The organism is Pedobacter sp. JY14-1 (assembly GCF_029269825.1).
In the GTDB taxonomy this organism is placed as follows: Bacteria; Bacteroidota; Bacteroidia; order Sphingobacteriales; family Sphingobacteriaceae; genus Pedobacter.
Genome location: NZ_JARJHU010000001.1, coordinates 474,154 through 500,507 on the forward strand (window position 1 = coordinate 474,154; position 26,354 = coordinate 500,507).

Sequence of the window (26,354 nt, forward strand, 5' to 3'; positions counted from 1 at the left end):
ATTTTTGCACAAATTAAGCATAACTTTTTCATATCGACATGGCAAAACAGATAAGTGAGTCCAGATTGGGCATACTGGGCGGTGGGCAGCTTGGCAGGATGCTGATTCAGGAAGCTATCAATTACAATTTGACTACTTTGGTTTTAGACCCGGACACAGAAGCACCTTGTAAGCACATTGCCAATTACTTTGAATGCGGTTCTATCACCGATTTTGATACAGTATATAAATTTGGTAAAAAAGCTGACATCATTACAATAGAAATTGAAAAAGTAAATATAGAAGCACTTGAGCAACTGGAGAGGGAAGGTAAACTGGTTTATCCGCAACCAAGGGTAATCCGGCTTATCCAGGACAAAGGTGTACAAAAGCAGTTTTTTAAAGAGAACAATATCCCGACAGCGACATTTCAACTGGTCGGCAGCAGAGAGGACATCAGGAACACTCCATTTCATTTTCCTTACATCCTGAAACAACGACGTGACGGATATGATGGTAAAGGGGTCATGCGGATCAGCTCGCCGGCGGATATCGAGAATGCCTTTGATGCGCCTTCCCTGATAGAAGAAATGGTAGATTTCGAAAAAGAAATTGCAGTAATTGTGGCCCGCAATTCAAATGGCGACGTGAAGACCTTTCCCCTGGTGGAGATGGAATTCAATGCGGAAGCGAACCTGGTCGAGTTTCTGATTTCTCCCTCGACCTATCCGGAATCATTGCAACAGAAGGCAGAATCGATAGCTAAAAATATTGCCGCCTCGCTAAATGTTACTGGCCTGCTGGCGGTAGAAATGTTTGTGACCCGAGATGGTGATATCCTGGTCAATGAACTGGCACCAAGGCCGCACAATAGTGGTCACCATACGATCGAGGGCAACTATGTATCGCAGTTTGAACAGCACCTGCGTGCGGTGTTTAACCTTCCTCTGGGCGACACACGGTCTGTGACCAATGCCGTGATGATCAATCTGCTCGGTGAAAAGGGTCATGAAGGTATTGCAAAATACAGCAGCCTGGAAAAAATACTGGCACTGGATGGAGCATATGTACACTTGTATGGCAAGAAATATACAAAGCCGTTCCGTAAAATGGGGCACATTACGGTAGTTGACCAGAACCGGGAACAAGCGATAGAAAAAGCTAACTATATTAAAAACACACTTAAAGTGATATCCTGATGGGCGTAAAAGCTGGAATTATAATGGGCAGTAAGTCTGACCTTCCTGTAATGCAGGATGCCGCAGACATTTTTAAGGAATTCGGCGTAGAATTCGAGATCACTGTGGTTTCTGCCCACCGTACACCGGAGCGTATGTTTGATTATGCACGCCGTGCTGCTGACCGTGGGCTGAAGGTGATCATTGCTGGTGCAGGAGGCGCGGCACATCTTCCGGGTATGGTCGCCTCAATCACGGTACTGCCGGTAATCGGTGTGCCCGTAAAATCTTCCAACTCTATAGACGGCTGGGATTCTATTCTTTCTATTTTACAAATGCCCAATGGCATCCCTGTCGCTACTGTTGCCTTAAATGCGGCAAAAAACGCAGGTCTGCTGGCTGTTCAGATCCTTTCCACTGCTGATCAGTCTCTGGCTGTAAAGATGCAGTCTTATAAAGACGGGCTCAGGAAAAAGGTAGAAGAGAGCGCTGCAGAACTTGAAGCCAACACCTAATTGAGATTGGGGTTCTGCGGGAATCTGCTCACATGCGCATATTTTGGTCCGAGATTGACGATGACTTCACGCCACACTTCTTCTTCATTGTCTGAAAAAATGAGATCAAGATCGTATTTACCTGAAACGATCCAAGTATTTTCTTCAAGTTCATTTTGTAATTGTTGCTGGCCCCAACCAGAGTAGCCGATGAAGAATTTGATGTCGCTATGTGCTACTTGATGAGTGTCGATCAGTATCTTTAGCGTTTCGAAGTTTCCGCCCCAGTATATGCCTTTGGCAATTTCCTCCCCATCGTTCAGCTTGTCATAGCAACGGTGGATAAAATGTATAGTATCTGTTGCTACAGGCCCCCCGGCATAAACAGGAAAATCGGCCTGGTCCATTTCGGGAATCAGGTCTTTGAGCCTATATTGCGTATGATGGTTGAGAATAAAGCCGATTGTCCCCTCTTCATGATACTGGGTCAGTAATACTACAGACCGCTGAAAGTTAGGATCCATAAGGAATGGTTCGGAGATGAGTAATTTACCTGATGATGGCAGTGTAGGACTTAACATTTCTGGAATTCTGATAATAATAAAATAACTAACCTTATTTTTGTATATGGAGCTAACGAAAGAAAACATACAAAACTTACGCCAGGATTATCGTTCCGCGCAATTATCTGAACATGAAGTGGACAACGACCCGATCAGACAGTTTCAAAAATGGTTTGCAGAGGCACTGAACGCTCAGCTTTACGAGCCAAATGTAATGACACTGGCTACTGCGGACAGATTTGGCCGTCCTTCGGCACGCATTGTATTGTTAAAGGATATCGAAAACGATGGTTTTGTTTTCTTTACCAATTATAACAGCGACAAGGGGCAACAGCTACTGGAAAACCCGCAGGCGGCATTGGTTTTTTTCTGGGCCGATCTGGAAAGACAGGTCCGGATCGAAGGAGTAGTCAGTAAAGTTTCCCCAGAGGTTTCAGACGAATATTTCCACTCCCGTCCCGCAGGGAGCCAGATCGGCGCGGTCGCGTCTCCGCAAAGCAAGATAATTGAAAACCGCAAAATATTGGAAGATAAGGTCATTTCCCTGACTAGAGAATATGAGGGCTTAGAAATACCGAGACCGGAACACTGGGGCGGATACCTGGTTGAGCCTTCTAAGATCGAGTTCTGGCAGGGTCGTCAGAGCAGATTGCACGACAGAATTCTGTATGAACTTAAAGAAGGCTCATGGATTATCAATAGATTAGCACCCTAAATCTAAACTGTTCACAAAATGAAGAATATTTCGGTAGTCGGTTCAGGGACGATGGGCAATGGCATAGCCCATACATTTGCACAGTTTGGCTACCAGGTCAGTCTTGTAGATATCAGTGATAACGTTTTATCTAAGGCTATTGAGACCATAGACAAGAATCTCGACAGACAAGTAACCAAAGGAGTTTTATCTAAAGCTGAAAAGGCAGCCACTTTAGCCAACATCACAGTATTTACCGACTTGGGGCAAGGTGTGGCAAATGCTGATCTTGTGGTTGAGGCCGCTTCGGAGAACCTGGACCTGAAGCTGAAATTATTCAAAGATCTGGATGCCCTTACCAGGCCGGGAACGATTCTGGCCAGCAATACCTCTTCCATTTCGATTACCCGTATAGCCGGAATTACGCAACGAGGTGACAAGGTGATCGGTATGCATTTCATGAACCCTGTGCCCGTAATGAAACTGGTTGAAGTAATCAGAGGCTACGATACCAGCGATGAAACTGCTGCTGCCATAACGGATCTATCTGAAAAGCTGGGAAAATATCCGGTAGAAGTAAATGACTATCCTGGCTTTGTGGCCAATCGCATCTTAATGCCAATGATCAACGAGGCCATCTATACCCTTTATGAAGGGGTGGCTGGTGTAAGGGAAATTGACGGGGTTATGAAGTTGGGCATGGCACACCCGATGGGACCTTTACAACTGGCAGACTTCATAGGCCTGGACGTATGTCTTGCCATTCTGAAAGTGCTCCATGAAGGTTTTGGCAACCCGAAATACGCCCCCTGCCCCTTGCTGGTCAACATGGTCTCAGCAGGTAATAAGGGTGTAAAATCCGGTGAGGGTTTTTACAGTTATACTGCAGGCTCCACAGAAGCTACCGTTTCCCGGAAGTTTACAGGCAAACTTTAATCTGTCGTTTATTTTGTAATTTTACCAACTGCATACGTAGTAAATACTGAACTTTCCCGTCAATGAACCAGCACCTGAACCCTTCTTCGGATAATTTATCTTCTGCAGACCGCGATATAGAACGTGCCTTACGTCCCCAGGCCTTTGAAGATTTTACCGGACAGGAAAAGGTAATGGAAAATCTGAAGATCTTTGTAAAGGCAGCAAAACTTCGAGGAGAACCTCTTGATCATGTTTTGCTGCATGGCCCCCCGGGGCTCGGAAAAACTACCTTATCGCACATCATAGCGAATGAGATGGGCGTAGGCATCAAGATCACATCGGGACCTGTACTGGACAAGCCGGGAGACCTCGCCGGTTTATTGACGAATCTTGACTCGGGAGACATTCTGTTCATTGACGAGATCCATCGTCTGAGCCCGCTGGTCGAGGAATATCTTTACTCGGCTATGGAAGACTTCAAGATTGACATTATGCTGGAGAGCGGCCCCAATGCGCGCTCTGTACAAATCAATCTCAACCCATTTACACTGGTAGGGGCAACCACCCGTTCGGGTTTACTGACTGCTCCGCTCAGGGCCAGGTTTGGAATCAACTCCAGGCTGGCTTACTATGATGCTAAATTACTGACTACAATTGTACTCCGATCTTCTGATATCCTGAAGACACCAATTACCGACGAAGGCGCTTATGAAATTGCACGCCGGAGCCGGGGTACACCCCGGATTGCCAATGCATTGTTACGTAGGACAAGGGACTTTGCACAAATCAAGGGTAACGGGCGCATTGATCCGGAGATTGCCAGATATGCACTGAACGCGCTGAACGTAGATGAGCATGGCCTGGATGAAATGGACAATAAAATCCTGATGACCATTATCGAAAAATTCAAAGGTGGTCCCGTTGGCCTGAAAACAATTGCGACCGCAGTGGGTGATGATGAAGGTACGATTGAAGAGGTCTATGAACCTTTTCTGATCCAGGAAGGTTTCCTGATGCGGACGTCAAGGGGACGGGAGGCCACCGAAGCTGCCTATCGTCACCTTAACAAGCAGGTTCCGGGGCAGTCGGGCAGACTTTTTTAAGCTGTTATTTGGTGGTATTGTTCCTGAAGAAAATGAACCATAATATCAGCAGAACAATGACTACGATAGGGATGATCCACTTCATCGCCGGTCCGGCTCCTTTGTCATTATACTCTTTTACAGCCTGAGGAGATGGTCCCGGATCATCCTGATGATGGGCATAGTCGTGCTCTATCGGCTTATGAGGTTTGTTAGGGTCTTCTGTATGTCTTGATCCTTTATTTTCCATGATTTCAGAGTTTAAGATAAATGATTGTGGTTGATGTTTACAACAGATGCCCGCATAGAAATGTTTTTGGTACAAAGGCTTATCTTTGCAACAGATGTCCACAAACCCGGCCAGATACAGCAAAATGATTAAGGATGAAGCCCTCAGGCTAGGCTTCATGCAATGTGGTATTTCCAAGGCTGAATTTTTAGAGGATGAAGCTCCGAAACTGGAAAACTGGCTAAAACAAGGATATCAAGGTCAGATGACTTATATGGAAAACAATTTCGACAAACGACTGGACCCAAGACTACTTGTAGACGGCGCGAAATCAGTTATTTCAGTTACGCTTAACTACTTTCCTGCTTCCGGACAAACCGACCCCGAAGCACCAAAGATATCTAAATACGCTTTTGGGACAGACTACCATACTGTAATAAAGGATAAACTTTTTGAGCTGCTCGCCTTTATTTCGGAGCATATCGGTGAGGTAGGCGGAAGAGCCTTTGTGGATTCTGCCCCGGTGTTGGACCGAGCCTGGGCAAAACGTTCAGGTATCGGCTGGATTGGCAAAAACAGTAACCTGATCAGTAAAAAAACCGGCTCTTTTTTCTTTCTGGCCGAGTTGATTATTGATCTTGAACTGGAATATGATCAACCTTTTACAGCGGATCACTGCGGTACCTGTACTAAATGCATAGATGCCTGTCCGACTGACGCTATCCTATCTCCTTTTATAATTGATTCAAAGAAATGTATTTCCTACCTCACTATAGAACTCAGAGATGAGATTCCGGCACAGTTCAGTAAACAGATGGATAACTGGATGTTTGGCTGTGATGTCTGCCAGGATGTATGTCCGTGGAACAGGTTTTCGGTTCCGCATTCGGAACCCAGGCTTATGCCTTCAGATCAGCTGCTGAATATGAAACATGAGGAATGGCTTGACATAACAGAGGAGGTGTTCAAAGAGGTTTTTAAACATTCGGCAGTAAAACGCACCAAATTTGAAGGCTTGAGCCGTAATATCAATTTCCTTAAAAACAGAAAAATCTAAGTACCGTCTGAAAGTTATTTACCAAATTTCAGTTTGAGTTGTTCCAGCATATCTGTGGTAACTTCCTTTGCAGGTGCATCCTTTTTCTGGTAATTCTGCTTATCCTGGTACTGGGGTCTTGGCGTATTTCCCTGTGGTCGTACATGTGCATGCTGTGCAGTAGATTGTCCGGTATTCTGGCTGCGCTCCTGCTTTACATATCCTTTTTTCCTATTCCAGCGGTTCCAGATGTCAGTCAGCTTCTTTTTGGTATATAATGGAAAATCGCCCTGCAGCATCCAGGCATAGTAACTTGGCTCTACCGTAAATACTTCTTCTACCTTTTTACCTTTATGCTTCCCGAAATTGAAGCATTCTTCGTCTTGCTCATTATAGACCATACGGCCTGCAAAATCCACGACCTTATTGAGATTGGTAAAAGCATGGAGTGCCTCAATATTATTTTGCACCGGCTTGGTTACCTTTCCCTGCTTGTCTTCAAAATCAGCATCCTGATAACGTTCTATCTGCGCGAGCAATACCTGATAAGTTGCCAGTATATCTGCCTCAGCGGAATGCGCATTAAGCAAATCTTTGTCACAATAGAACTTATAGGCAGCACGTAAGGTACGCTGCTCCATCTGGTGGAAGATATTCTGTACATCTACAAACCTGCGGTCTGACATGTCAAAGTCCACGCCTGCACGCAGAAATTCTTCAAGAAGTACAGGAATATCGAAACGGTTAGAGTTATACCCCGCAAGATCGGCATCCCCAATGAAGGCAGCAAGTTCGGGGGCTGCCTGGCCAAACGTCGGCTGGTCAGCTACATCTTTATCGTAAATACCATGGATCAGGGAAGATTGAAGGGGGATCGGCATTTCAGGATTGATGCGCATTGTCTTGATGATCTCTGTTCCGTCAGGCATAGCCTTCAGGATTGCAATTTCTACGATACGGTCTGCACCGACATTTACTCCCGTAGTCTCTAAATCGAAGAATGCAAGCGGACGGATCAGGTTCAATTTCATCTTTATTCCTTTAATCTTTATCCCCAAAAGTCGTAAAAAAACACGTTAAACCCTATTTTATTTTTTTAACCTGAAACCGTAATCCTTTAAGTCAACTAAGGATAATTATACCAAGTGCAATACCAATGACCATGATCAAATACATAAGTATCTCCGTAGTGGCAAATTGCTTATATTTTGTCCAAAATGGATCTTTTTTTGGTTTGTTCATATTTCTTTAATTCTTAACGGAACCTGCTTTAACCAATGTCTTTTGATAGGCGGCAATTCTCAAATCGTCTACGATAACGCCTTTGGTTGTTGAAGCATGAACAAAATAATTGTCATTCAGGTAAACACCTACATGATCGACTTCTCTGCCACCGAAAGAAAAGAAAACCAGATCGCCCTCCTTCAATTCAGCAAATTTCTTTTCTTTAATACTTTCTGCCTGGTCTTTTGAACGCCTGGGAAGTGTGTTACCATAAATATCCCGTTGTAGCAGTAAGGCAAATCCCGAACAGTCGATACCGGATTTATCCAATCCACCGAGCCGGTACCGGACACCGGTCCAATCTGTAATGAAGCTATAAAGTTTCTTACTTCTCAGGTGGGACATCGCATCGGCCACTCCGGCCGCGTGGGGATTAGGCCTGACGGCTACACGTCTGGAGCTACAAGAGCTTATAAAAATTGCCAGAACAATGAGCAGATAATAAGAAATTCTGAAATGCTTATGGATATTCTGGTTCATGGGCCTTATTGCTTAATGATCCTTTGTATCTCGTCCAGCTTAAGCAGAGCCTCTACAGGTGTAAGGATATTCACATCGAGATTATTCAATGTGTCCCTTACTTTTACCAGGATTGGATCTTCTACCGAAAACATTTGCAGTTGATAGGCCTGATTCTGTACTTTTTTGATACTGTCCTTAATACTTTGTCCCTCGGTTCGGTCGATTTCCAGTTTCTTCAGTATTTCATTAGCCCGGCTGATCAGCCTGGGCGGCATACCTGCCATTTTTGCTACATGGATACCAAAGCTGTGTTCACTTCCTCCCGGAACAAGCTTACGAAGAAAGATGACTTTATTGGACACTTCCTTCACTGACACATTAAAATTTCTGATCCGGCTCATGGTATTGGCAAGTTCGTTCAGTTCATGATAATGGGTAGCAAACAGAGTCTTCGGCCGGGCCGAGGGATGCGTATGCAGATATTCTGCTATGGCCCAGGCAATAGAAATCCCGTCATAAGTGCTGGTACCGCGGCCTATCTCGTCCAGCAGGATCAGGCTGTTTTCAGAAATATTGTTCAGAATACTTGCCGTTTCGTTCATCTCTACCATGAAGGTACTTTCTCCTGAAGAAAGGTTGTCTGACGCACCAACACGTGTGAAAACCTTATCTACCAAACCAATAGTTGCCTCCTTGGCCGGCACAAAGCATCCCATCTGTGCCATCAGCACAATAAGCCCTGTCTGTCTCAAAATAGCTGACTTACCGGACATATTCGGCCCCGTAATGATGATGATCTGCTGGGTATCACTATCCAGAAACACGTCATTGGTAATGTACTCCTCTCCGGCCGGCAGACGCTTCTCAATCACCGGGTGCCGTCCACCTTTGATATCCAGGGTTTTGTTCTTCTGGACTTCCGGTTTGACGTAATGGTTATCTATCGCAAGCCTGGCGAAACAAAGCAGTACATCCAGTTTTGCAACCAGGTAAGCATTCAACTGGATCTGTCTGATGTAACCTGCAACCTCCTGTACCAGTTCATTGTAAAGCCTGGTTTCAATCTGCTGGATCTTCTCTTCCGCACCCAATATCTGTTCCTCATATTCTTTCAGCTCGGGCGTGATGTAACGCTCGGCATTTACCAGTGTCTGTTTCCTGATCCAGTCTTCCGGTACTTTATCTTTATGGGTATGCGTTACCTCGAGATAATAGCCAAAGACATTATTAAAGGCTACCTTTAGTGACGGTATTCCCGTGTTGGCCGCCTCGCGCTTCTGGATTTCAACCAGATAATCCTTGCCGCCAAAAGCAATTTTTCTCAACCGGTCGAGCTCCTCATCTATACCATCCGCAATTACGTTTCCTTTGATCAGTAATGCAGGTGGATCTTCCTGCAAATGATTTTCCAGCTTTTCCCTTACCGTAAGACAGATGTCCAGCTGGTCGGAAATCAGTGATAAATAAGGATCATTTGCATTAAGTGCTGATTTCTTGACTTCTTCGATATGATAAAGTGCCTTTTTGAGCTGACAAAGCTCACGTGGGCCTACCCGTAAAAGTCCTACTTTGGAGATGAGGCGCTCCAGGTCACCGATCTCGCGGATATGACCTGTAAATGTTTCCAGTAAGTCGGGTTGCTCTACAAAAAACGCTACCATGCCCAGCCTCTCCTCAATCGGTTTCAGTTCTTTCAAAGGCATGATGATCCAACGATGAAGTAACCTGGCACCCATAGGGGTCGATGTCTGGTCAAGCGTATCGAAAAGCGTAACCGCATTGTCGTTAACTGTAGCTACCAGTTCCAGGTTTCGGATAGTAAACCGGTCAAGCCATACATACTTATCCTGTTCCAGTCTGGAAATCGACGATATGTGTTTGAGATTACGGTGTTCAGTCTCATTGAGATAATGGAGTGCGACACCTGCCGCTACAATCCCTGAACTCAGCTTATCCACACCAAATCCCTTCAGAGAAGCTACTTCGAAATGCTTGGTGAGTATCTCCATTGCATAGTCTGAAGTAAAGGCCCAGTCGTCCAGGTGAAAAGTATAAAACCTGTCCCCAAATATCTCATGGAACTCTTTTCTCTTACTTTTCTGATAAACTATCTCATTGGGTCTAAAACTCTGTAACAATTTATCAATATATTCCGCATCTCCCTGGGCAACCAGAAACTCTCCGGTAGAGATATCGGCAAAAGAGACACCGATAACACTTTTATCAAAATAAACCGCCGCCAGATAATTATTGGATTTCTGGCTCACGATATTGTCGCTATAGGCTACACCCGGAGTCACTAATTCCGTCACTCCCCTCTTGACAATCGTCTTGGTCGCCTTTGGATCTTCAAGCTGATCGCAGATAGCTACCCGCTGACCTGCCCTTACCAGTTTGGACAGATAGTTGTCCAGCGAATGATGCGGGAAACCGGCAAGTTCCAGCGCACCATTAGGTCCTGTACCACGACGTGTCAGCACAATGCCCAATATCTGTGCTGTCTTAACAGCGTCTTCACCAAAGGTCTCGTAGAAATCACCTACCCTGAACAACAGCAATGCACCAGGATACTTCGCTTTTATAGCGTTGTATTGCTGCATCAGAGGGGTTTCTTTGGAATTGTTTTTCGCCAAAATGATTCAGTTTACAAAGCGGTAAAGATACTGTTTGGCAGACAGGCTTAACGATTTGTTGAAAATTCAAAAATTGTGAAAATCTACAGTTTTTTAATATACCCCAGAAACAGCTCCAATGCCGTACGCTTATCTTCTGTAAGGGCAAAGTCCAGTTTATTCATAAGGTAATCTTCTAGGTCGACGGCCGGATTTACGGGAAGTTCATTCAGTAACTGAGCACGGTGCGACACCCCAAAGGCAAGTGCTTCATTAAACTTTTGTACGAATGCTTCTGATATCGGTTTATTGGCTACCCACGCAGCATAAACAAAAGGAAGGCCAGTAAAATTCATCCATTCCTGTCCCATGTCGTAAGCATAAGGGAATTTATCCTGCTTACCAAAAGTCCTGTCACCGATCAGCACAATGGCGTCTGCGTCTTCGCTTTCATCAGTAAAAAAGCTGACCTCCTGCATCCAGTAAAACTTCAACAGTACCTTTGCAAGGTTATTTGACGTACGCGACTGCGCATCCAGACGGATTGTCCTGATCTGAGTAACAGGTACATTGCTGAAAATAAAAACAGAATTTACCGCACCGACAGAACCAATACAATAATCTGCAACAATGCGTGCACCAGGTACATGTGGAATAGCGGCAACAGGAATCAAGCCGATATCTACCTTGCCCGCAATCAGTTTGGCAGCGCAATCTGAAGGAATATCCAGGCTCATTTCAATATCATTGACTACGGCAGAATGCCGGATGCCGTAAATAAATGGTTTTGTATTGGTATAGGAAACTGCAGATATCTTTATCTTGTCCAATTCAGTTACTTTAAGTGATCGGTATTGTTGAAATCAATGATAGAAAAAGTACCATCAGTACAGGCGATACGATATAAGGTAGTATTCTGATGAGGAAAATCTCCCATTTCCGAAAGCGGCTTATTCATGAGCAGACAAAGCAACAACCTCATAGCTCTTCCATGCATACAGATAAGGATCAGTTTTTCTTCCTTCCGGGACATGATCAGTTTCACGGCCTGTTTCTGACGGAATTGAACCATATTAGGGCTTTCTCCACCCTCAAACATAGCGTCATAATCACCATTCTGCCACCTTTCCATAATATCCCTGAAAGCAGCGATCACCGTTTCATCATTTGGCTTTCCCTCCCAAAGTCCCCAGGCCAGTTCGTCGAGACCAGAAAGTGCTTCCGAGGGCACCCCAGCGTCAATAAATCTTTTAACGGTCTGATAGGTTCGTTTAAGCGTCGAAGTATATATCTTTTGAAAAGGTATGTTCTTGTATTTCTCGTAGAAGGCCGCTGCCTGCATTCTTCCAGTCTCGTTAAGGTCGGTGTTTACACCTCTGCCCTGCACTATCCCCTGTCGGTTCAACTCCGTTTCACCGTGCCTGATGATGTATATTTCTTTATCCATTAATTAATTACGGGCAGTTTATAAAATTGAGGTCTCTTTTCTTCTTCAAATATTACGTCTGTAAAATCTGTAACGACGTTGTAAAGTGTATCTCGCTCGATGGGCTTACGTCTAACTTGCCTGATCAATTCTACCAACTCACGTGTACTCATTGCCGGTCGTTGTTCTTCTGCGCCAGCCATAGCGTAAATCTTGGTCGTGTCATCAAGTGTACCGTCTATATCGTCTACGCCAAAATTCAGGGAAAGCTGAGCGGTTTGTCTGCTGATCATTGCCCAATATGCTTTGATGTGATCAAAGTTATCCATATAAATGCGGGCTACTGCGTAATTTCTCAGGTCTTCAACTACAGAAACTTCACTTACATGGCTCATCTGATTGTGTTGATTCCTGAATTTTAAAGGGATAAAGGCTTGAAAACCACCTGTACTGTCCTGTAACTGCCTTAAGCGTTCCATGTGATCCACTCTGTGCCAGAACTGTTCAATGTGGCCATACAGCATAGTAGCATTGCTACGCATCCCCAATTTATGGGCTTGTTCATGGATATCCAGCCATTGCTCAGCAGTACACTTATCATGGGCGATCTGTTGCCTGATCTCGGGATGAAAGATCTCCGCGCCACCTCCGGGCATACTGTCCAGACCTGCATCCTTAAGGTACCTCATACCCTCATAATGACTAAGCTTCGCTTTCTTAAAAATGTAATAGTATTCGACAGGGGTCAGTGCCTTAATGTGCAATTCCGGTCTGTGCGCCTTTGCTCTCCTGAAAAATTCACTGTAAAACTCGAGATTCTGCTTTGGTACTACTCCCCCGGTAATGTGGACTTCTGTAACCGGCTCACCATCATACTTCTTCAGGATATCAATCATACCTTCTACGTCCATTTCCCAACCCTCGTCCCGGTTCTTGATCAGCCGGGAATAAGAGCAGAACTTGCAGTCGTAAACACAGACGTTTGTAGGCTCAATATGAAAATTTCGATTGAAGTAAGTTTTATCACCATGCTTCCTTTCCCTGATCAAGTTGGCCAAAACGCCGAGGTAGCCAAGCTCGGCATGCTCATAAAGATAAACGCCATCATCAAAGGAGATGCGCTCACTTCGTTGTACCTTTTCCGCTATTGCCTTTGATCTTTCCGGCAGGCCGGCATCCCCTAACAGAAATGCAAGCTGTAAAGATGTATCCATTTGTTGATATAATGGACAAAAGTACAACAAAAAGGGGATTTACTGGTGTCAGGTGTTTGTCAAAGCCCTTAAGACGCCTTCATGAGAAAAGAGGTCATTATATCCCGAGCCCGGACAACTGCACCAATCACAATAATAGCCGGATGAGACATCCCTCCACGTACAGCGGCAGATTCCAGATCTTTAACATCGCAAGTTACCAGCTTTTGTTGTGGAAGGCTAGCATGCTGGATCATAGCAGCCGGTAAATTTCCTAAATGAGCTTCGACATATACTTGAGCAATCTGAGCAAGCTTTTTCATACCCATATAAATGACAACGGTCGCCGCGCTTTTAATCGCATACCTGAGATCTTCCGAAAGGGAACCATCTTTTTTCGTACCAGTAATTGCCCAGACGCTTTCACTAAGGCCCCGGTGAGTAAGGGGAATACCACTAAACCCGCTGGCCTGCATGCTGCTTATTCCCGGAATGTAATGAACTTGAATTCCATGCTGTTCTGCAAAACAAACCTCTTCGAATCCTCTGCCAAAGATAAACGGGTCTCCGCCCTTTAAGCGGACGACGACGTCAACACGCCTCGAATAGTGCAATATTAAATCGTGAATTTTTTCTTGCGAAACGTATTCTCCATAGGGTTCCTTGCCGACATATATCAGTTTGCAATCCTTAGGGACAAGCCCCAGCATCTTTTTATTAATCAGATGATCGTACAACACCACATTTGCGCGCAATAATACCTTATAAGCTTTCAATGTTAGCAAATCGGGATCTCCCGGACCACCGCCGACGATAAAAACACCAGAATCAGCTAAATTTTTCATACATCATACTTTAAAAACATCTCATTTAGAACAATTATGCTAAAAAAATAATGTAAATCAAAAAAATTATGATAAAAATCATAAAAACTTGGAAATATTATCAATATATAAGTAGCTTTGAATATCAAAAATCATAATAAATCAAAATATCAATACATAAACCAAAAAAAACAACAAAAATTATCAGCAAAAAATGAAATAAACAGAATAAAATCAACAAAAAGACAGACAAACAACCTGAAAATTGACAAAAACAAAAAAACAACATGATATGAACCACAAAAACATCATAATTATCGGAAACGGAATGGTTTGCTATAAGTTTTGCGAAAAACTGCGATCGAACAGCAGCGATTTTAGCATTACCGTGTTTGGCGAAGAATCTGTAAGTGCTTATGACAGGGTTCACCTTAGCGATTACTTTAACGGAAAAACCCCAGAAGATCTTGCGTTAGCGCCCATGAACTGGTATCAACAACAAGACGTACGGCTTTATCTGGGTGATCCGGTGACATCAATAGACCGCGTCCGCAAAACCGTGACAGCTCTTTCAGGAAGAACCGCCAGCTATGATTACCTGATATTCGCTACTGGTTCGTCAGCATTCGTCCCAGCAATAAGTGGTTTGGAAAAACATGGCGTATTTGTTTACAGAACTCTCGAAGATTTGAACATGATTCGGGACTACTCCCGAAAAGCCAAATCAGCGGCGGTACTTGGCGGCGGCCTACTGGGGCTTGAAGCTGCAAAAGCCCTGCTTGATCTCGGGATCTATAATCCTGCAGTCATAGAATTTGCACCGAGGCTGATGCCAAGACAAATCGATCCGGCGGCCAGTAGAGTACTTCAGAGCCAACTTGAGCTATTGGGATTGCGTATTCTGTTAAACAAAAATACTTCATCTATAGACGGCCAAGAAGCAATATCAGCGATCAGTTTCGATGACGGAACAAAAATGCCCGCAGACATGCTGGTAATATCAGCAGGCATTCGTCCACGCGATGAGCTTGCCAAGAGTTGTGGTTTGGAAACCGGCAGCAAGGGAGGCATCGTTGTGAACGAATACCTGCAAACCAGTGATCCGGACATATTTGCAATCGGTGAATGCGCCCTGGCCGGACAAACTATCTATGGTCTGGTCGCGCCCGGATATGAAATGGCGAGTGTGGTAGCCGCAAACTTATCTGGTTCATCGAAACAATTCAACGGTTTCGACATGAGCACTAAACTCAAACTGGCAGGAGTCGACGTCGCCAGTTTTGGAAACTACTTCTTAGGTGAGCCACATTGCCGAACCATTACTTTCGAAGATACCCAAAAGGGCATATACAAACGCATTAACATTAGCAATGACGGAAAGCATTTGCTTGGCGGTATTCTCATCGGAGACGCTGGCGATTACAACATGCTGATGCAAACAACCAATAACCAGATTGTTTTGCCGGCAGCTCCGGAGTCGCTGATCATCGGCACCAGGGACACAAATTCATCTGCGCAAGGCATTAACGCTCTCCCTCAGGAAGCGCTTATCTGCAGTTGTGAAGGCATTACCAAAGGAGCTATATGCAATGCAGTGAATGAACAGAATTGCGAAAACCTGGATGACATCAAGAAATGTACGAAAGCCGGAACCGGTTGCGGCGGCTGCGTGCCCATGATAAAGGACCTGATCAATTACGCATTAAAAGCAAAAGGCAGGCAAATTAGCAACACCGTATGCGAACACTTTGACTACAGCAGGCAGAACCTCTATGACCTGATACGTATTCACAATATCAAAAGCTACAATGAAGCGTTGGATCAGTTAGGCAACGGGGATGGTTGCGAAACATGCAAGCCTCTGGTTTCGTCTCTTCTTGCCAGCATCTGGAATGAGATGATACTAAAACGCGGTAACGACACTGCACAGGACAGCAACGACAGGTTTCTTGCCAATATTCAAAAAGGTGGCAGCTATTCTGTCGTACCAAGGATCCCGGGAGGAGAAATTACTCCGGACCGCCTGATGACAATCGCGAGCGTTGCCAAAAAATATAACCTTTACACCAAGATCACCGGTGGACAGCGTATTGACCTATTCGGAGCTTATCTCAGTGATTTACCACTCATATGGGAAGAATTGATCGCTGCAGGTTTCGAAAGCGGACACGCTTATGGGAAAGGTTTGAGAACAGTAAAAAGTTGTGTAGGCAGTACCTGGTGCAGGTTCGGCTTGCATGACAGTGTAAGCTTTGCCATCCGGATCGAGGAACGCTACAAAGGATTACGAGCACCACATAAGTTTAAATCCGCTGTCAGTGGATGTATCCGTGAATGCGCTGAGGCCCAAAGCAAGGATTTCGGGATTATTGCAACGGAAAAAGGCTGGAATCTTTATGTATGTGGTAATGGGGGCAGCAAACCACAACATGCCCTGCTGCTTGCGGCAGACCTCGACAGTGAAACCTGTATCAGGTACATCGACAGATTTCTGATGTTCTATATTAAAACTGCCGATCCGCTAACGCGAACCGCAACCTGGCTGAACAAAATGGATGGCGGAATTGAACACCTGAAGGACGTAGTCGTGCGTGACAGTCTTGGAATGGCTGCACAATGGGAACTGGAGATTTCACAACTCGTTAGCAATTACCGTTGTGAGTGGAAGGAAGCAGTCGAAAATCCGGAAATCAGAAAACGCTTCAGGTACTTTGTTAATGCTCCGGAAGAAAAGGATCCGAGCATACAGTTTGAAAAGATGCGCGGTCAGAAAAAAGCCGCAGAATGGACCACAGCTTAACCTTAACCGCAACATAACATGGAAACAAACACAAATTGGCTGGCCGCATGTCGCATTGAGGACGCCGCCGAAGATGGAGGTGTCTGCGTGAAACACGGAGACATCCAGATCGCCCTATTCTATTTTAAGAGAAGAAATGAATGGTACGCAACACAAAACGAGTGTCCGCATCGCAAGCAGATGGCTCTAAGCAGGGGGATGATCGGCGCAGCGACTGGCGAACCCAAGGTCGCCTGCCCTTTCCACAAGAAGACTTTCTCACTGAATACGGGCGCCTGTCTTAATGGCGACGACTGCGAAAACCTAAAGACCTATCCCGTTAAACTTGAGAACGGAACTGTTTACATCGGCATAAACCCTAAATCTTAACTAATGGACTACGTATCACCAAAAGAAGTAGCTGGCGCCATGATGGGCGCAGCACTCAACAAATCGGCACTCAATGTGAAAGACCTGCTCATACGGGGAGCCCTTTCCGGTGCCCTCCTGGGTATTTCTGTAACACTTGCCTATCTCGCCGCATCACAGACGACGCTAAGTTTGGCAGGCGCATTCGTTTTCCCGGTTGGCTTTGTCATTATCGTAATTCTAGGTTTGGAGCTGGTGACCGGAAGCTTCTCTCTGGTTCCGCTCGCCTGGTTTGAGAAAAAAATTTCGGCCGCTAGGATGCTGAAAAACCTTTTCTGGGTCTTCACTGGCAACTTGCTTGGCAGCCTTTTATTTGCCCTATTGTTTTGGAGTGCTTCTTCCGAGATGGGAACCGCTGCCCTGCTTGGAAATATCGAAAAAATGCTGGTCACTGCTGCCGAGAAAAAAACCACAGGATATGCCCATCATGGAAGTGCAGGTCTTATAGCGGCTTTCGTGAAAGCCATTCTTTGCAATTGGATGGTCTGTATGGGCGTGGTCATGGCGATGACATCTAAATCCACTGTCGGAAAGATATTTGCAGCAGGGATACCGATCTTTATATTTTTCGCACTTGGGTATGAACACGCGGTAGTAAACATGTTTGTTATCCCTGCCGGTATGATGTTCGGTGCTAAAGTGACAATCGAAGACTGGTGGATCTACAATCAGCTGATCGTTACTGCCGGCAATATCATCGGCGGACTGCTGTTTACGGGCGTCGCGATTTACTATACTTACGGAAAAAACAGCGAGACCATCCTACCAAAAACAGTTTAAAAAAGAAACATGAAATATTTATTAGTGACTGTCCTATTGGGCGGAATCAGCATTTCTATGCTCAATTTCCAGGCAAAATCACAGACATTGCAGGTTAAACCAAGTCTTTTCGAAGGTGTAGTTGCCGCAGGATATATTGACCACGGTGCAACGCTAAACTTTACAGGTCCAGCGATTAAGTTCAGCAAAAAACCCTTTAGCTTACTTACAGGTATGCTTCCCAGCCTGAAATTCAAAAAAGACAATCCGGTTGGGAACGCAACAAAAAATGCCCTGATGATACCTTCCCTCGGCTTTGGCGCTACGCTGATCTATAAACATATCGCATTTCAGGTACCTTTCCTTTATAACGCGAAAACAGCTTCGACAAATGGCAAATGGAATGCTGGTGTTGGCCTTGGATATAAATTTTAATTGAAGTCGAAGGCCTGGTTATTCTTTGGTAAGGTGAAGAAGGCGTTCTGTAGAAGCGATCCCGATTCGCTTACCTGAAAGAGTAACCAGGTTCTCATTGACCATTTCATTCATGGTCCTGAACACAGTCTCATAAGTCGCCCCCGCAAATGCAGCGAGGTCTTGACGGCTAAGGTCGATATCGATATAATCCTGCGTATCAGTACCAAATTGATCACGCAAATGAAATAGCGCAACCGCAAGCCGGTTCCTGACAGACATCAGCGCAAGATTTCTCATTTTCTTTTCGGATTCCTGCAGCTCGTCAGCGTAAAACATCATGAGACTAAAAGCCAAGTCATGATTTACCTTGAGGGTAGTGATGAAAAAATCAAGCGGTACGAAGCATAATTCAGTTTCCTCAAGGGCTGTAGCCGAAATGGGATAGACCACAGGCGCACTGCCAAGGCCCCGGTGTCCAAATATCTTTCCCGCATCTGCAAAACGAACGATTAATTCTTTGTCACCCCATCTTTTATGGACCTTGACTTTGCCACTATACACAAAATAGATACCCGTCACCAGACTACCTTCTTCAATGATCACTTCGTTTTTCCTGGCCACAAAGTTTTTACGGTAGGCATTGATCGCAGGCTTCCATTCGTCGAGTGCGAGTCTGCACATCATACACGAACGCATATCGCATCCAGGATGTCTTTTCATCTATTTATAGCAATTAAATGTAAAAGTAAAAAAAACCGGGAACAACCATATTGGCTATTCCCGGTTTAATCAATACTTGTTGCGCAGTATTGCGGTAATTAAAACTTAATTAACTGCTTTCGTAAAATTCAATACAATGTAGGCTGGAGAGCTGCCATATTCAACAGGGGATTTAATCACCATAGAATTACCATCGGCAGAAGCAATGACCATACGGTAACCTGAGGTTACATTTTTAGCCTTTTCTCCTTCATAGATTTTTTTGAACTGGAAAGTCTGGTCACCAAGTGTGGCAGACCAGTAGATGGTCTGTGTTTTTGCCGCACATGTACCGCCACCTGGAAGCGTATAGCTACCATTACCGCTATTTGTCAGTCTCCACGTACTGCCTTTAAAGCAGGAAGCAGGCCCTTCGTCAAATAGCGATCTTACGTTTGCCTGTGGTATACCCTCATATGTAATGTCATTCAACACCCAGTTTCCGGTGATATCACCTCGCCTAACATTTGTACCTGCCGCTCCCTTTGGTGAGCAACTTTGCAAAACCATCAGTGAGCTGCACAGAATAGCTGCTATCAGGAATATTCTTTTCATATCTTTACGTTTTGATTTTGCATTTACATAAATCTTGCCAAAAATGGATAACCGTACCGAAACCATTGCTATTCATGCGGGAAATTTATATCAGCCAAGTACGCATGACATCACACCGCCCATCAATCTATCCACTACATTTTTAAGAAATGAGGATGGTGGCTATTCAGGTGGACATATGTACAGCCGCATCAGTAATCCAAACAGAAATGCCCTCGAACATACGCTTACTCTACTGGAGGGTGGACAGGAGGCCTGCGCATTTTCATCAGGAAATACGGCTGGAATGAGCATTTTTCAGGCGCTCCCCCCAGGAAGTCATGTCATTGCGCCGGACGATATGTACTGGGGATTTAAAAAACAACTGCAAACTATATTTAACCATATCCTTGAATTTGATTTCATCGATATGACTGTTATCGAAAATATTAGCGGCTTTATTAAAAAGAATACTGCATTGATCTGGATAGAAACTCCCTCCAACCCGCTATTAAAGGTTACAGATATCGTTGCTGTATCTGAAATAGCCAGGCAATATCAGTTGATTCTGGCTTGTGACAGTACATTCGCTTCACCCTGTCTTCAACAACCGATAACACTGGGTGCAGATATCGTTATGCACTCATCTACCAAGTACATAGGCGGCCACAGCGATGTATTGGGTGGTGTACTGATTACTGCAAAAAAAAATGCTTGCTGGGAAAAGATCAGAAACATCCAGCAAACTGGAGGGGCAGTACCTTCTCCTTTCGATTGTTACCTGCTGTCAAGAAGTATCAAAACACTCCCTTACAGGATGAAAGGCCATAACGAGAATGCCATTGCACTGGCAAACTATCTTGAAGATCATCCGGCAATAGAACGTGTTTATTATCCTGGTCTGGAGTCACATCCTCAGTATAAGATTGCCCGCAAGCAAATGAAAGGATTCGGAGGAATGTTATCGGTACTTGTAAAAGGTGGCGCGGATGAGGCCCATAAAGTAGTCAACAAAGTACATCTTTTTGCTCAGGCAACCAGTTTGGGCGGAGTGGAAAGCCTGATAGAGCATCGTTATTCAGTGGAAGGCCCGGATAGTAAAACACCACAGAATTTAATTCGGATTTCTGCCGGACTTGAACACATTGACGACCTGATCGCTGATATTGATCAGGCTTTGAATTGAATTATGGGCATTTACGCTAAAAAGCAATCATAACAAGCAACAAAACCAAAAACACAAAATACTGACATACATATATTTAAAATTAATTCAAAATAATATTTTGGATATTTGACACTTACAGTTACATTTGTGCCATCATTTAGCAAAAGCTAAAAAGTCAACCTCTGGAAAAGGTTTGATTTATAAAGAAGTGGTGAGAGACAGGCTCTATGACCCACTGGCAACCCTCCCGAATAGGAGAAGGTGCCAATTCCTGACCGAAAGATATGGTGTCTTTTGGAAAGATAAATTGAAACAAAATGAAAACAGTAAATATCACCAAAGTTCTATCAGATTATTGTATCCGGCAACATACGGCGTGTATGTGCTTCGGCATGCACTAACCTGAAAATCTTCCGGTTTTACTTCTGTAAGTTGGAAGGCCCCTATATGGGTACGCTACGTCATTAAAAAAATCCAGTTTTCACTATTTAATATCTTAACAAACTATGTCAACTTATAAATTCGAAACATTACAGATACATGCAGGCCAGGAAATAGATCCAACTACAGGCTCAAGGGCAGTACCCGTTTATCAGACTACCTCTTACGGCTTTAAAAATTCGGAACATGGCGCCAATCTCTTCGCTTTAAAGGAATTCGGAAATATTTATACCCGAATTATGAATCCGACCACCGATGTGTTCGAGAAAAGGGTAGCTGCGCTCGAAGGTGGCGTAGCTGCGCTTGCCGTTGGATCCGGACAGGCAGCACAATTCATTGCGCTCAACAATATCCTGCAGTCGGGCGACAACTTCGTATCTTCATCACATTTATACGGAGGAAGTTATAATCAGTTTAAGGTTGCCTTTAAACGCCTTGGTATCGAAGTAAAATTTGCCAACGGTGACGACCCGTCAGATTTTGAAGCCAAAATAGATGACAAAACAAAAGCCATTTACGTCGAAACTATCGGTAATCCTGCCTTCAGCGTAATTGACTTCGAAAAGATCTCTGCTATTGCCAGCAGACACGATCTGCCCCTGATTGTTGACAATACTTTCGGAGCTGCAGGTTACCTGTTCAAACCTTTGGAACACGGTGCGCATGTTGTAGTGCAATCTGCTACGAAATGGATCGGTGGCCATGGAACCAGCATAGGCGGTGTTATTGTTGACGGTGGAAATTACAATTGGGGTAACGGCAAGTTCAGCCAGTTTATAGAACCTTCAGAAGGTTATCACGGATTGATATTTAACGATGTATTCGGGTCCTCGGGGCCTTTCGGCAATATACAATTTATCATCCGCGCACGCGTAGAAGGACTGCGTGACTTTGGTCCTGCTATCTCGCCGTTCAATTCATTTTTGCTTCTTCAGGGCCTGGAAACGCTTTCTCTTCGTGTTCAGAGGCATATCGACAATGCACTCGCGTTAGCCAACTGGCTCGAGAAACATGAAAAAGTCAAATCTGTAAGTTATCCTGGACTGGAGAGCAGCCCATATCATGCCAATGCCAAAAAATACCTTCAGAATGGCTTTGGAGCAGTACTTTCCTTTGAGCTTCACGGCAGCAAGGAGCAGGCTACAAAATTCGTGGACAGTTTGAAACTGGTTAGCCATCTGGCCAATGTAGGCGATGCTAAGACACTGATCATACAACCTTCGGCAACGACTCACCAACAATTAAGCGAAGCCGAACAAATTGCAGCAGGAGTTACCCCTAATCAATTGAGGGTATCTGTGGGCATTGAACATATTGATGATATCAAAGCAGATTTTGAACAAGCTTTCACGACCATTAACCTTTAATCTGATACAACATCAATAGAATGAATCCCACCAATATATATAAGTACGAAAAAAAGTTTATCCTTGAGAATGGCTGTAAACTCGATAACCTGCAGATTGCTTACCATACTTATGGAAAACTGAGTACAAAAAAAGACAATGTCATCTGGGTTTGCCACGCGCTGACAGCCAATGCAGATGTCATGGACTGGTGGAAGGGGTTGTTCGGGAGTAATGACCTGTTCAACCCCGAAGAACACTTTATTGTATGTGCGAATGTATTGGGTTCTCATTATGGCACTACTAATCCTCTAAGTATTAACCCGTCTACAGGTGTCCCCTATTATCTCGCCTTCCCGCAATTCACGATACGTGACTTTGTAGCTGCACACCGGATATTGGCGGAACATCTGGGTATTGATCAGATTAAGGTTCTCATTGGAGGGTCACTGGGAGGCCAGCAATCTCTTGAATGGGCAATTACCGAACCATCGAGGATTGATCATCTGATCCTTATGGCTACCAATGCCGTACATTCACCCTGGGGCATTGCATTTAATGAAAGTCAGCGACTTGCAATTTCCGCAGACCGCACCTTTTATGCGCAGCAACCTGACGGTGGAATAAAAGGGCTTAAAGCGGCCAGAAGTATCGCATTGCTTTCTTACAGAACTTACGACGCATATATTTCCACGCAGCTTGAGAGCGTGAATGATAAGATAGACCATTTTCGGGCCTCTTCCTATCAAAACTATCAGGGTGAAAAGCTTTGCAGAAGATTCAATGCCTTTAGTTACTGGTACCTTACCAAGGCTATGGACAGCCATAATGTGGGAAGGGGACGCCACGGTATAGCGGAGGCTCTTGGTCTGGTAGAAGCCCAAACCCTGGTTATAGGCATCGAAAACGACGTACTTTTCCCGATATCGGAGCAGGAATTTCTAGCCCATCATATTCATGGTGCGCAGCTATGCCGTATCAATTCTGCATATGGACATGATGGTTTCCTAATAGAAACTGGAATCCTTACTAATGCCATTGGCAACTTCCTGAAGGAAAATGCAAACAAGAAGATTATTAAACTACATAAAACTGCTTAATTCATGAGTAAGAAACTGAAGATCGGCCTGTTCGGATTTGGTGTTGTGGGCCAGGGCCTGCATGACATCATCCGGGGACAGGAACTGAACCTGGAAATTGTAAAAATCGCCATTAAGAATCCTGATAAGAAAAGAAGTCTCGATGCCCATCTTTTTACTACTGACCACAATGAAATTCTGGGAAATCCCGAAATCAATACCATTGTTGAATTAATCGATGATGCCGACGCAGCCTTTAATATTGCAAAAGCCGCATTGGGCAATGGAAAAAATGTGGTTTCTGCCAATAAAAAAATGATTGCGTCTCATCTGGGCGAACTGGTAGCCCTGCAAGAAAAACATGGTACCTCTTTGTTATATGAAGGTGCTGTATGTGGTAGTATTCCTATCATCCGCAATCTTGAAGAATACTATGACAATGAATTGCTTCATGGCATCAGTGGTATATTTAACGGCTCCTCAAATTATATCCTTTCCAAGATATTCAATGAGAACCTGGAATATGCAACGGCTTTGAAAGAAGCGCAAGAACTGGGGTTTGCGGAAACCAATCCCATCCTGGACGTAGGCGGTTACGACCCAAAGTTTAAACTTGCGATTGCTACCGCACATGCTTATGGTTTATTCGTGGAACCTGAAAATATCCTTAATATTGGCATACAAAACCTTTCTGACAATGACGTAAGGTATGCCCGTGAAAAGAACTTCAGGATCAAACTGGTGCCAACAGCACGAAAGATCAGCACGAAACAAATTGTCACCTATGTATTACCTAAATTTGTAAAGGCAGATGATTTCTTGTTTAATGTAGAGAACGAATACAACGGTGTCACTGTACAGGCTGCCTTTGCGGACAAACAGTTTTTTTTCGGAAAAGGCGCCGGCGGACATCCTACAGGGGCAGCAGTATTGTCTGACATTGCCGCATTGAGGTACGACTACCGTTATGAATATAAGAAATACCATCAGCATAACGGGTTGACGCATACTGACAATCTTGACCTTGAAGTTTATCTCAGATATACACATGAATATACAATCGAAAAACTCCAGATCTCAGGCATCTCTGAGCGTTTTTCGAGGAACGACTATAAATACGTTATCGGAAATATAAGTCTCAAGAACCTGCTGGCTAATAAAGCCTTATTGGAACAAAAGGATATCTTCATCGCACATACAGGGAGATATACCTACACTGAACACCAGCTTAGTAAAATAGCAGAGGAAGCTATCTTTAGTTAATAAGCGGAATTTTTAAAAAAAAGCGGATATTCATCATATTTAGATATTCGCTTTTTTGTTCACTTTCATAGCGGCTAAATCTCCCGGTTACTATCCCAATTTTCAAGATAGTCGGCTACACGGCGTACAAAAGAGCCACCTAAAGCACCATCTACAACTCTATGGTCATAAGAAAGAGAAAGATACATCATATGGCGTATAGCAATCACATCTCCCTGCTCTGTCTCTAAGACCGCAGGCTTCTTCTTAATTGTGCCTACTGCCAGAATAGCTACCTGTGGCTGATTAATAATAGGCATCCCCATTATATTACCAAAAGAACCAATATTGGTAAATGTAAATGTGCCGTTTTGTGTCTCGTCAGGTTTCAATTTAGAATTACGTGCCCTTAAAGCCAGATCATTCACTGACTTAGTCAATCCTATCAGGTTATACTGATCGGCATTCTTAATAACGGGAACAATAAGGTTACCATTAGGCAACGCAGCTGCCATACCAATATTTATGTCTCTTTTTTTGATGATTTGTGTTCCTTCAACCGAAACATTGATCATTGGAAAATCCCTGATCGCTTTTGCAATCGCCTCGATAAAAAGTGGCGTAAAAGTGATTTTCTGCTGCTCACGTTTTTCAAATACCCCTTTTACTTTATCTCTCCATAATACCATATTGGTTACATCTGCCTCTACAAAAGAACATACATGCGGTGAAACCCGTTTGCTCATTACCATATGCTCAGCGATCAGACGTCTCATTCTGTCCATCTCTATAATCTCATCACTTCCACCCGCACTAACAGCAGGCTGAGGCACAAATACAGGCGCGGGCTTGTCAAATTTTTTACCTTCACGCTTACGTTCCAGATAAGCCATCAGGTCATCCTTAGTTACCCTGCCATCAGCACCACTGCCAGGAATAGCTTCCAGCTCTTCAATACTTATGTTTTCACTTGAAGCTATACTTTTTACCAAAGGAGAATAAAACCTCCCGGGGCTATCTTTTAAAGGCGCATCAGCATTAATATCAGCTTCCAGCAATTCCGCGCCAGGAATGGGTTCGGAAATTACCTTATCGTCTTCCGGTACTTCCTGTTCGCTTTTAGGTTGTTCATCTCCCTCTATCTCAATAATCGCAATCACGTCACCGACCTGGGCAATCTCGTCTTCTCCAAACAACTGACGAACCAATTTTCCTGCTATTGGTGAGGGGACTTCAGAATCAACCTTATCTGTTGCAATTTCCAGTACTGTATCGTCTACAGCGATAATATCGCCCGGCTGTTTGATCCATTTAATGATGGTTGCTTCAGCAACACTTTCCCCCATTTTTGGTAACACTAGTTCGAATTGGGCCATCTTTTATCTATTGTATCACTGACAAAAGTAAAGTATTTTGGAAACTTAAGT

26 protein-coding genes and 1 riboswitch are annotated in these 26,354 nt (G+C 44.2%); of the genes, 14 read left to right on the top strand and 12 right to left on the bottom strand.

All coding sequences use genetic code 11. The annotated features are described in order from the left end of the window. Nucleotides 1–38 precede the first annotated feature (38 nt). On the top strand, nucleotides 39–1,178 hold the full coding sequence (locus P2W84_RS02060) for a 5-(carboxyamino)imidazole ribonucleotide synthase (RefSeq protein ID WP_276088436.1): 1,140 nt from the start codon (nucleotides 39–41) through the stop codon (nucleotides 1,176–1,178). Beyond that, complete coding sequence (gene purE, locus P2W84_RS02065) at nucleotides 1,178–1,672, top strand: 5-(carboxyamino)imidazole ribonucleotide mutase (protein WP_276088437.1); 495 nt, start codon at nucleotides 1,178–1,180, stop codon at nucleotides 1,670–1,672. The genes P2W84_RS02060 and purE overlap by 1 nt, the downstream gene beginning before the upstream one ends. Here the strand turns inward: purE and P2W84_RS02070 are convergent. Then, nucleotides 1,669–2,175 (bottom strand): YqgE/AlgH family protein, encoded by a 507-nt coding sequence (locus tag P2W84_RS02070; RefSeq protein WP_276088438.1) that lies wholly within the window; start codon nucleotides 2,173–2,175, stop codon nucleotides 1,669–1,671. The two genes, purE and P2W84_RS02070, sit on opposite strands and share 4 nt — an antisense overlap. A 103-nt stretch (nucleotides 2,176–2,278) precedes the next feature. On the opposite strand from P2W84_RS02070, the gene pdxH reads away from it, so the two are divergent. The 3 genes from pdxH to ruvB all read left to right on the top strand — a co-directional run bounded on the left by pdxH (nucleotide 2,279) and on the right by ruvB (nucleotide 4,929). Further along, a complete protein-coding gene (gene pdxH / locus P2W84_RS02075; RefSeq protein ID WP_276088439.1) occupies nucleotides 2,279–2,929 on the top strand; it encodes a pyridoxamine 5'-phosphate oxidase in 651 nt (216 codons plus the stop codon). A gap of 18 nt (nucleotides 2,930–2,947) precedes the next feature. After that, entirely contained in the window at nucleotides 2,948–3,844 is an 897-nt protein-coding gene (locus tag P2W84_RS02080; protein ID WP_276088440.1) for a 3-hydroxybutyryl-CoA dehydrogenase, read from the top strand. 62 nt (nucleotides 3,845–3,906) lie between these two features. After that, nucleotides 3,907–4,929: a Holliday junction branch migration DNA helicase RuvB gene (ruvB, locus tag P2W84_RS02085; RefSeq protein ID WP_276088441.1), complete on the top strand. Its 1,023-nt coding sequence runs from the start codon at nucleotides 3,907–3,909 to the stop codon at nucleotides 4,927–4,929. 4 nt (nucleotides 4,930–4,933) lie between these two features. Here the strand turns inward: ruvB and P2W84_RS02090 are convergent, their stop codons facing one another. Further along, nucleotides 4,934–5,158: a hypothetical protein gene (locus P2W84_RS02090; RefSeq protein ID WP_276088442.1), complete on the bottom strand. Its 225-nt coding sequence runs from the start codon at nucleotides 5,156–5,158 to the stop codon at nucleotides 4,934–4,936. 94 nt (nucleotides 5,159–5,252) lie between these two features. Between P2W84_RS02090 and queG the strand changes: the two genes are divergently transcribed. After that, the gene (queG, locus tag P2W84_RS02095; RefSeq protein ID WP_276088443.1) at nucleotides 5,253–6,194 is read left to right on the top strand and encodes a tRNA epoxyqueuosine(34) reductase QueG; all 942 of its coding nucleotides are present in this window, start codon (nucleotides 5,253–5,255) and stop codon (nucleotides 6,192–6,194) included. 14 nt (nucleotides 6,195–6,208) lie between these two features. Here the strand turns inward: queG and P2W84_RS02100 are convergent, their stop codons facing one another. The 7 genes from P2W84_RS02100 to cobA form a co-directional block, all read right to left on the bottom strand. Continuing rightward, the gene (locus P2W84_RS02100) at nucleotides 6,209–7,204 is read right to left on the bottom strand and encodes a 3'-5' exonuclease (protein ID WP_276088444.1); all 996 of its coding nucleotides are present in this window, start codon (nucleotides 7,202–7,204) and stop codon (nucleotides 6,209–6,211) included. A 217-nt stretch (nucleotides 7,205–7,421) separates the two neighbouring features. Then, the gene (locus P2W84_RS02105; RefSeq protein WP_276088445.1) at nucleotides 7,422–7,937 is read right to left on the bottom strand and encodes an NlpC/P60 family protein; all 516 of its coding nucleotides are present in this window, start codon (nucleotides 7,935–7,937) and stop codon (nucleotides 7,422–7,424) included. Between the two features lie 5 nt (nucleotides 7,938–7,942). After that, nucleotides 7,943–10,552, bottom strand: coding sequence for a DNA mismatch repair protein MutS (gene mutS, locus P2W84_RS02110; RefSeq protein ID WP_276088446.1), 2,610 nt, complete (start codon nucleotides 10,550–10,552; stop codon nucleotides 7,943–7,945). 83 nt (nucleotides 10,553–10,635) lie between these two features. Next, entirely contained in the window at nucleotides 10,636–11,361 is a 726-nt protein-coding gene (locus P2W84_RS02115) for a menaquinone biosynthesis protein (RefSeq protein WP_276088447.1), read from the bottom strand. Nucleotides 11,362–11,366: 5 nt separating this feature from the next. Next, nucleotides 11,367–11,978 carry a histidine phosphatase family protein gene (locus tag P2W84_RS02120; protein WP_276088448.1) on the bottom strand — a complete coding sequence of 204 codons (612 nt, stop codon included), beginning with the start codon at nucleotides 11,976–11,978 and terminating at the stop codon, nucleotides 11,367–11,369. After that, on the bottom strand, nucleotides 11,978–13,171 hold the full coding sequence (gene mqnE / locus P2W84_RS02125; RefSeq protein WP_276088449.1) for an aminofutalosine synthase MqnE: 1,194 nt from the start codon (nucleotides 13,169–13,171) through the stop codon (nucleotides 11,978–11,980). Before mqnE ends, P2W84_RS02120 begins: the two co-directional genes overlap by 1 nt. Before the next feature lie 68 nt (nucleotides 13,172–13,239). Next, entirely contained in the window at nucleotides 13,240–13,995 is a 756-nt protein-coding gene (gene cobA / locus P2W84_RS02130) for a uroporphyrinogen-III C-methyltransferase (RefSeq protein ID WP_276088450.1), read from the bottom strand. 271 nt (nucleotides 13,996–14,266) lie between these two features. Here cobA and nirB point away from each other — a divergent pair, with 271 nt between their 5' ends. Genes nirB through P2W84_RS02150 form a run of 4 tightly spaced genes read left to right on the top strand, consistent with a single transcriptional unit; the run spans nucleotide 14,267 to nucleotide 18,376 of the window. Beyond that, complete coding sequence (nirB, locus tag P2W84_RS02135; RefSeq protein ID WP_276088451.1) at nucleotides 14,267–16,774, top strand: nitrite reductase large subunit NirB; 2,508 nt, start codon at nucleotides 14,267–14,269, stop codon at nucleotides 16,772–16,774. Nucleotides 16,775–16,792: 18 nt separating this feature from the next. Further along, nucleotides 16,793–17,143, top strand: a complete 351-nt coding sequence (gene nirD / locus P2W84_RS02140; protein WP_276088452.1) for a nitrite reductase small subunit NirD — start codon at nucleotides 16,793–16,795, stop codon at nucleotides 17,141–17,143. Nucleotides 17,144–17,146: 3 nt separating this feature from the next. Then, on the top strand, nucleotides 17,147–17,962 hold the full coding sequence (locus P2W84_RS02145; protein WP_276088453.1) for a formate/nitrite transporter family protein: 816 nt from the start codon (nucleotides 17,147–17,149) through the stop codon (nucleotides 17,960–17,962). 9 nt (nucleotides 17,963–17,971) lie between these two features. Further along, the gene (locus P2W84_RS02150; RefSeq protein ID WP_276088454.1) at nucleotides 17,972–18,376 is read left to right on the top strand and encodes a hypothetical protein; all 405 of its coding nucleotides are present in this window, start codon (nucleotides 17,972–17,974) and stop codon (nucleotides 18,374–18,376) included. An 18-nt stretch (nucleotides 18,377–18,394) separates the two neighbouring features. On the opposite strand, the gene P2W84_RS02155 is transcribed toward P2W84_RS02150, so the two are convergent. Together P2W84_RS02155 and P2W84_RS02160 are read right to left on the bottom strand one after the other, a co-directional pair. Then, nucleotides 18,395–19,078 carry a Crp/Fnr family transcriptional regulator gene (locus tag P2W84_RS02155; RefSeq protein ID WP_276088455.1) on the bottom strand — a complete coding sequence of 228 codons (684 nt, stop codon included), beginning with the start codon at nucleotides 19,076–19,078 and terminating at the stop codon, nucleotides 18,395–18,397. A gap of 105 nt (nucleotides 19,079–19,183) precedes the next feature. Then, nucleotides 19,184–19,672, bottom strand: a complete 489-nt coding sequence (locus P2W84_RS02160) for a lipocalin family protein (protein WP_276088456.1) — start codon at nucleotides 19,670–19,672, stop codon at nucleotides 19,184–19,186. Between the two features lie 43 nt (nucleotides 19,673–19,715). Here P2W84_RS02160 and P2W84_RS02165 point away from each other — a divergent pair, with 43 nt between their 5' ends. The 4 genes from P2W84_RS02165 (at nucleotide 19,716) to P2W84_RS02180 (ending at nucleotide 24,948) form a co-directional block, all read left to right on the top strand. Then, nucleotides 19,716–20,837, top strand: coding sequence for a PLP-dependent aspartate aminotransferase family protein (locus tag P2W84_RS02165; protein WP_276088457.1), 1,122 nt, complete (start codon nucleotides 19,716–19,718; stop codon nucleotides 20,835–20,837). Between the two features lie 177 nt (nucleotides 20,838–21,014). Further along, nucleotides 21,015–21,128, top strand: a riboswitch (SAM riboswitch). 197 nt (nucleotides 21,129–21,325) lie between these two features. Next, nucleotides 21,326–22,627, top strand: coding sequence for an O-acetylhomoserine aminocarboxypropyltransferase/cysteine synthase (locus P2W84_RS02170; RefSeq protein WP_276088458.1), 1,302 nt, complete (start codon nucleotides 21,326–21,328; stop codon nucleotides 22,625–22,627). A gap of 20 nt (nucleotides 22,628–22,647) precedes the next feature. Further along, nucleotides 22,648–23,706: a homoserine O-acetyltransferase gene (gene metX, locus P2W84_RS02175; protein WP_276088459.1), complete on the top strand. Its 1,059-nt coding sequence runs from the start codon at nucleotides 22,648–22,650 to the stop codon at nucleotides 23,704–23,706. Between the two features lie 3 nt (nucleotides 23,707–23,709). After that, nucleotides 23,710–24,948: a homoserine dehydrogenase gene (locus P2W84_RS02180; RefSeq protein WP_276088460.1), complete on the top strand. Its 1,239-nt coding sequence runs from the start codon at nucleotides 23,710–23,712 to the stop codon at nucleotides 24,946–24,948. Between the two features lie 74 nt (nucleotides 24,949–25,022). Here the strand turns inward: P2W84_RS02180 and P2W84_RS02185 are convergent, their stop codons facing one another. Next, a complete protein-coding gene (locus P2W84_RS02185) occupies nucleotides 25,023–26,303 on the bottom strand; it encodes a dihydrolipoamide acetyltransferase family protein (protein WP_276088461.1) in 1,281 nt (426 codons plus the stop codon). Nucleotides 26,304–26,354 lie beyond the last annotated feature (51 nt).

Bases quoted from the DNA above. Each gene is read 5' to 3' on its own strand.
- cobA (WP_276088450.1), bottom strand. From the start codon at position 13,995: ATGAAAAATTTAGCTGATTCTGGTGTTTTTATCGTCGGCGGTGGTCCG.
- metX (WP_276088459.1), top strand. From the start codon at position 22,648: ATGAATCCCACCAATATATATAAGTACGAAAAAAAGTTTATCCTTGAG.
- P2W84_RS02160 (WP_276088456.1), bottom strand. From the start codon at position 19,672: ATGAAAAGAATATTCCTGATAGCAGCTATTCTGTGCAGCTCACTGATG.
- P2W84_RS02105 (WP_276088445.1), bottom strand. From the start codon at position 7,937: ATGAACCAGAATATCCATAAGCATTTCAGAATTTCTTATTATCTGCTC.
- queG (WP_276088443.1), top strand. From the start codon at position 5,253: ATGTCCACAAACCCGGCCAGATACAGCAAAATGATTAAGGATGAAGCC.
- P2W84_RS02060 (WP_276088436.1), top strand. From the start codon at position 39: ATGGCAAAACAGATAAGTGAGTCCAGATTGGGCATACTGGGCGGTGGG.
- pdxH (WP_276088439.1), top strand. From the start codon at position 2,279: ATGGAGCTAACGAAAGAAAACATACAAAACTTACGCCAGGATTATCGT.
- ruvB (WP_276088441.1), top strand. From the start codon at position 3,907: ATGAACCAGCACCTGAACCCTTCTTCGGATAATTTATCTTCTGCAGAC.
- P2W84_RS02145 (WP_276088453.1), top strand. From the start codon at position 17,147: ATGGACTACGTATCACCAAAAGAAGTAGCTGGCGCCATGATGGGCGCA.
- P2W84_RS02090 (WP_276088442.1), bottom strand. From the start codon at position 5,158: ATGGAAAATAAAGGATCAAGACATACAGAAGACCCTAACAAACCTCAT.
- nirB (WP_276088451.1), top strand. From the start codon at position 14,267: ATGAACCACAAAAACATCATAATTATCGGAAACGGAATGGTTTGCTAT.
- P2W84_RS02180 (WP_276088460.1), top strand. From the start codon at position 23,710: ATGAGTAAGAAACTGAAGATCGGCCTGTTCGGATTTGGTGTTGTGGGC.
- P2W84_RS02100 (WP_276088444.1), bottom strand. From the start codon at position 7,204: ATGAAATTGAACCTGATCCGTCCGCTTGCATTCTTCGATTTAGAGACT.
- P2W84_RS02155 (WP_276088455.1), bottom strand. From the start codon at position 19,078: ATGAAAAGACATCCTGGATGCGATATGCGTTCGTGTATGATGTGCAGA.
- P2W84_RS02185 (WP_276088461.1), bottom strand. From the start codon at position 26,303: ATGGCCCAATTCGAACTAGTGTTACCAAAAATGGGGGAAAGTGTTGCT.
- mqnE (WP_276088449.1), bottom strand. From the start codon at position 13,171: ATGGATACATCTTTACAGCTTGCATTTCTGTTAGGGGATGCCGGCCTG.
- purE (WP_276088437.1), top strand. From the start codon at position 1,178: ATGGGCGTAAAAGCTGGAATTATAATGGGCAGTAAGTCTGACCTTCCT.
- P2W84_RS02165 (WP_276088457.1), top strand. From the start codon at position 19,716: ATGGATAACCGTACCGAAACCATTGCTATTCATGCGGGAAATTTATAT.
- P2W84_RS02070 (WP_276088438.1), bottom strand. From the start codon at position 2,175: ATGGATCCTAACTTTCAGCGGTCTGTAGTATTACTGACCCAGTATCAT.
- nirD (WP_276088452.1), top strand. From the start codon at position 16,793: ATGGAAACAAACACAAATTGGCTGGCCGCATGTCGCATTGAGGACGCC.
- P2W84_RS02120 (WP_276088448.1), bottom strand. From the start codon at position 11,978: ATGGATAAAGAAATATACATCATCAGGCACGGTGAAACGGAGTTGAAC.
- P2W84_RS02150 (WP_276088454.1), top strand. From the start codon at position 17,972: ATGAAATATTTATTAGTGACTGTCCTATTGGGCGGAATCAGCATTTCT.
- P2W84_RS02170 (WP_276088458.1), top strand. From the start codon at position 21,326: ATGTCAACTTATAAATTCGAAACATTACAGATACATGCAGGCCAGGAA.
- P2W84_RS02080 (WP_276088440.1), top strand. From the start codon at position 2,948: ATGAAGAATATTTCGGTAGTCGGTTCAGGGACGATGGGCAATGGCATA.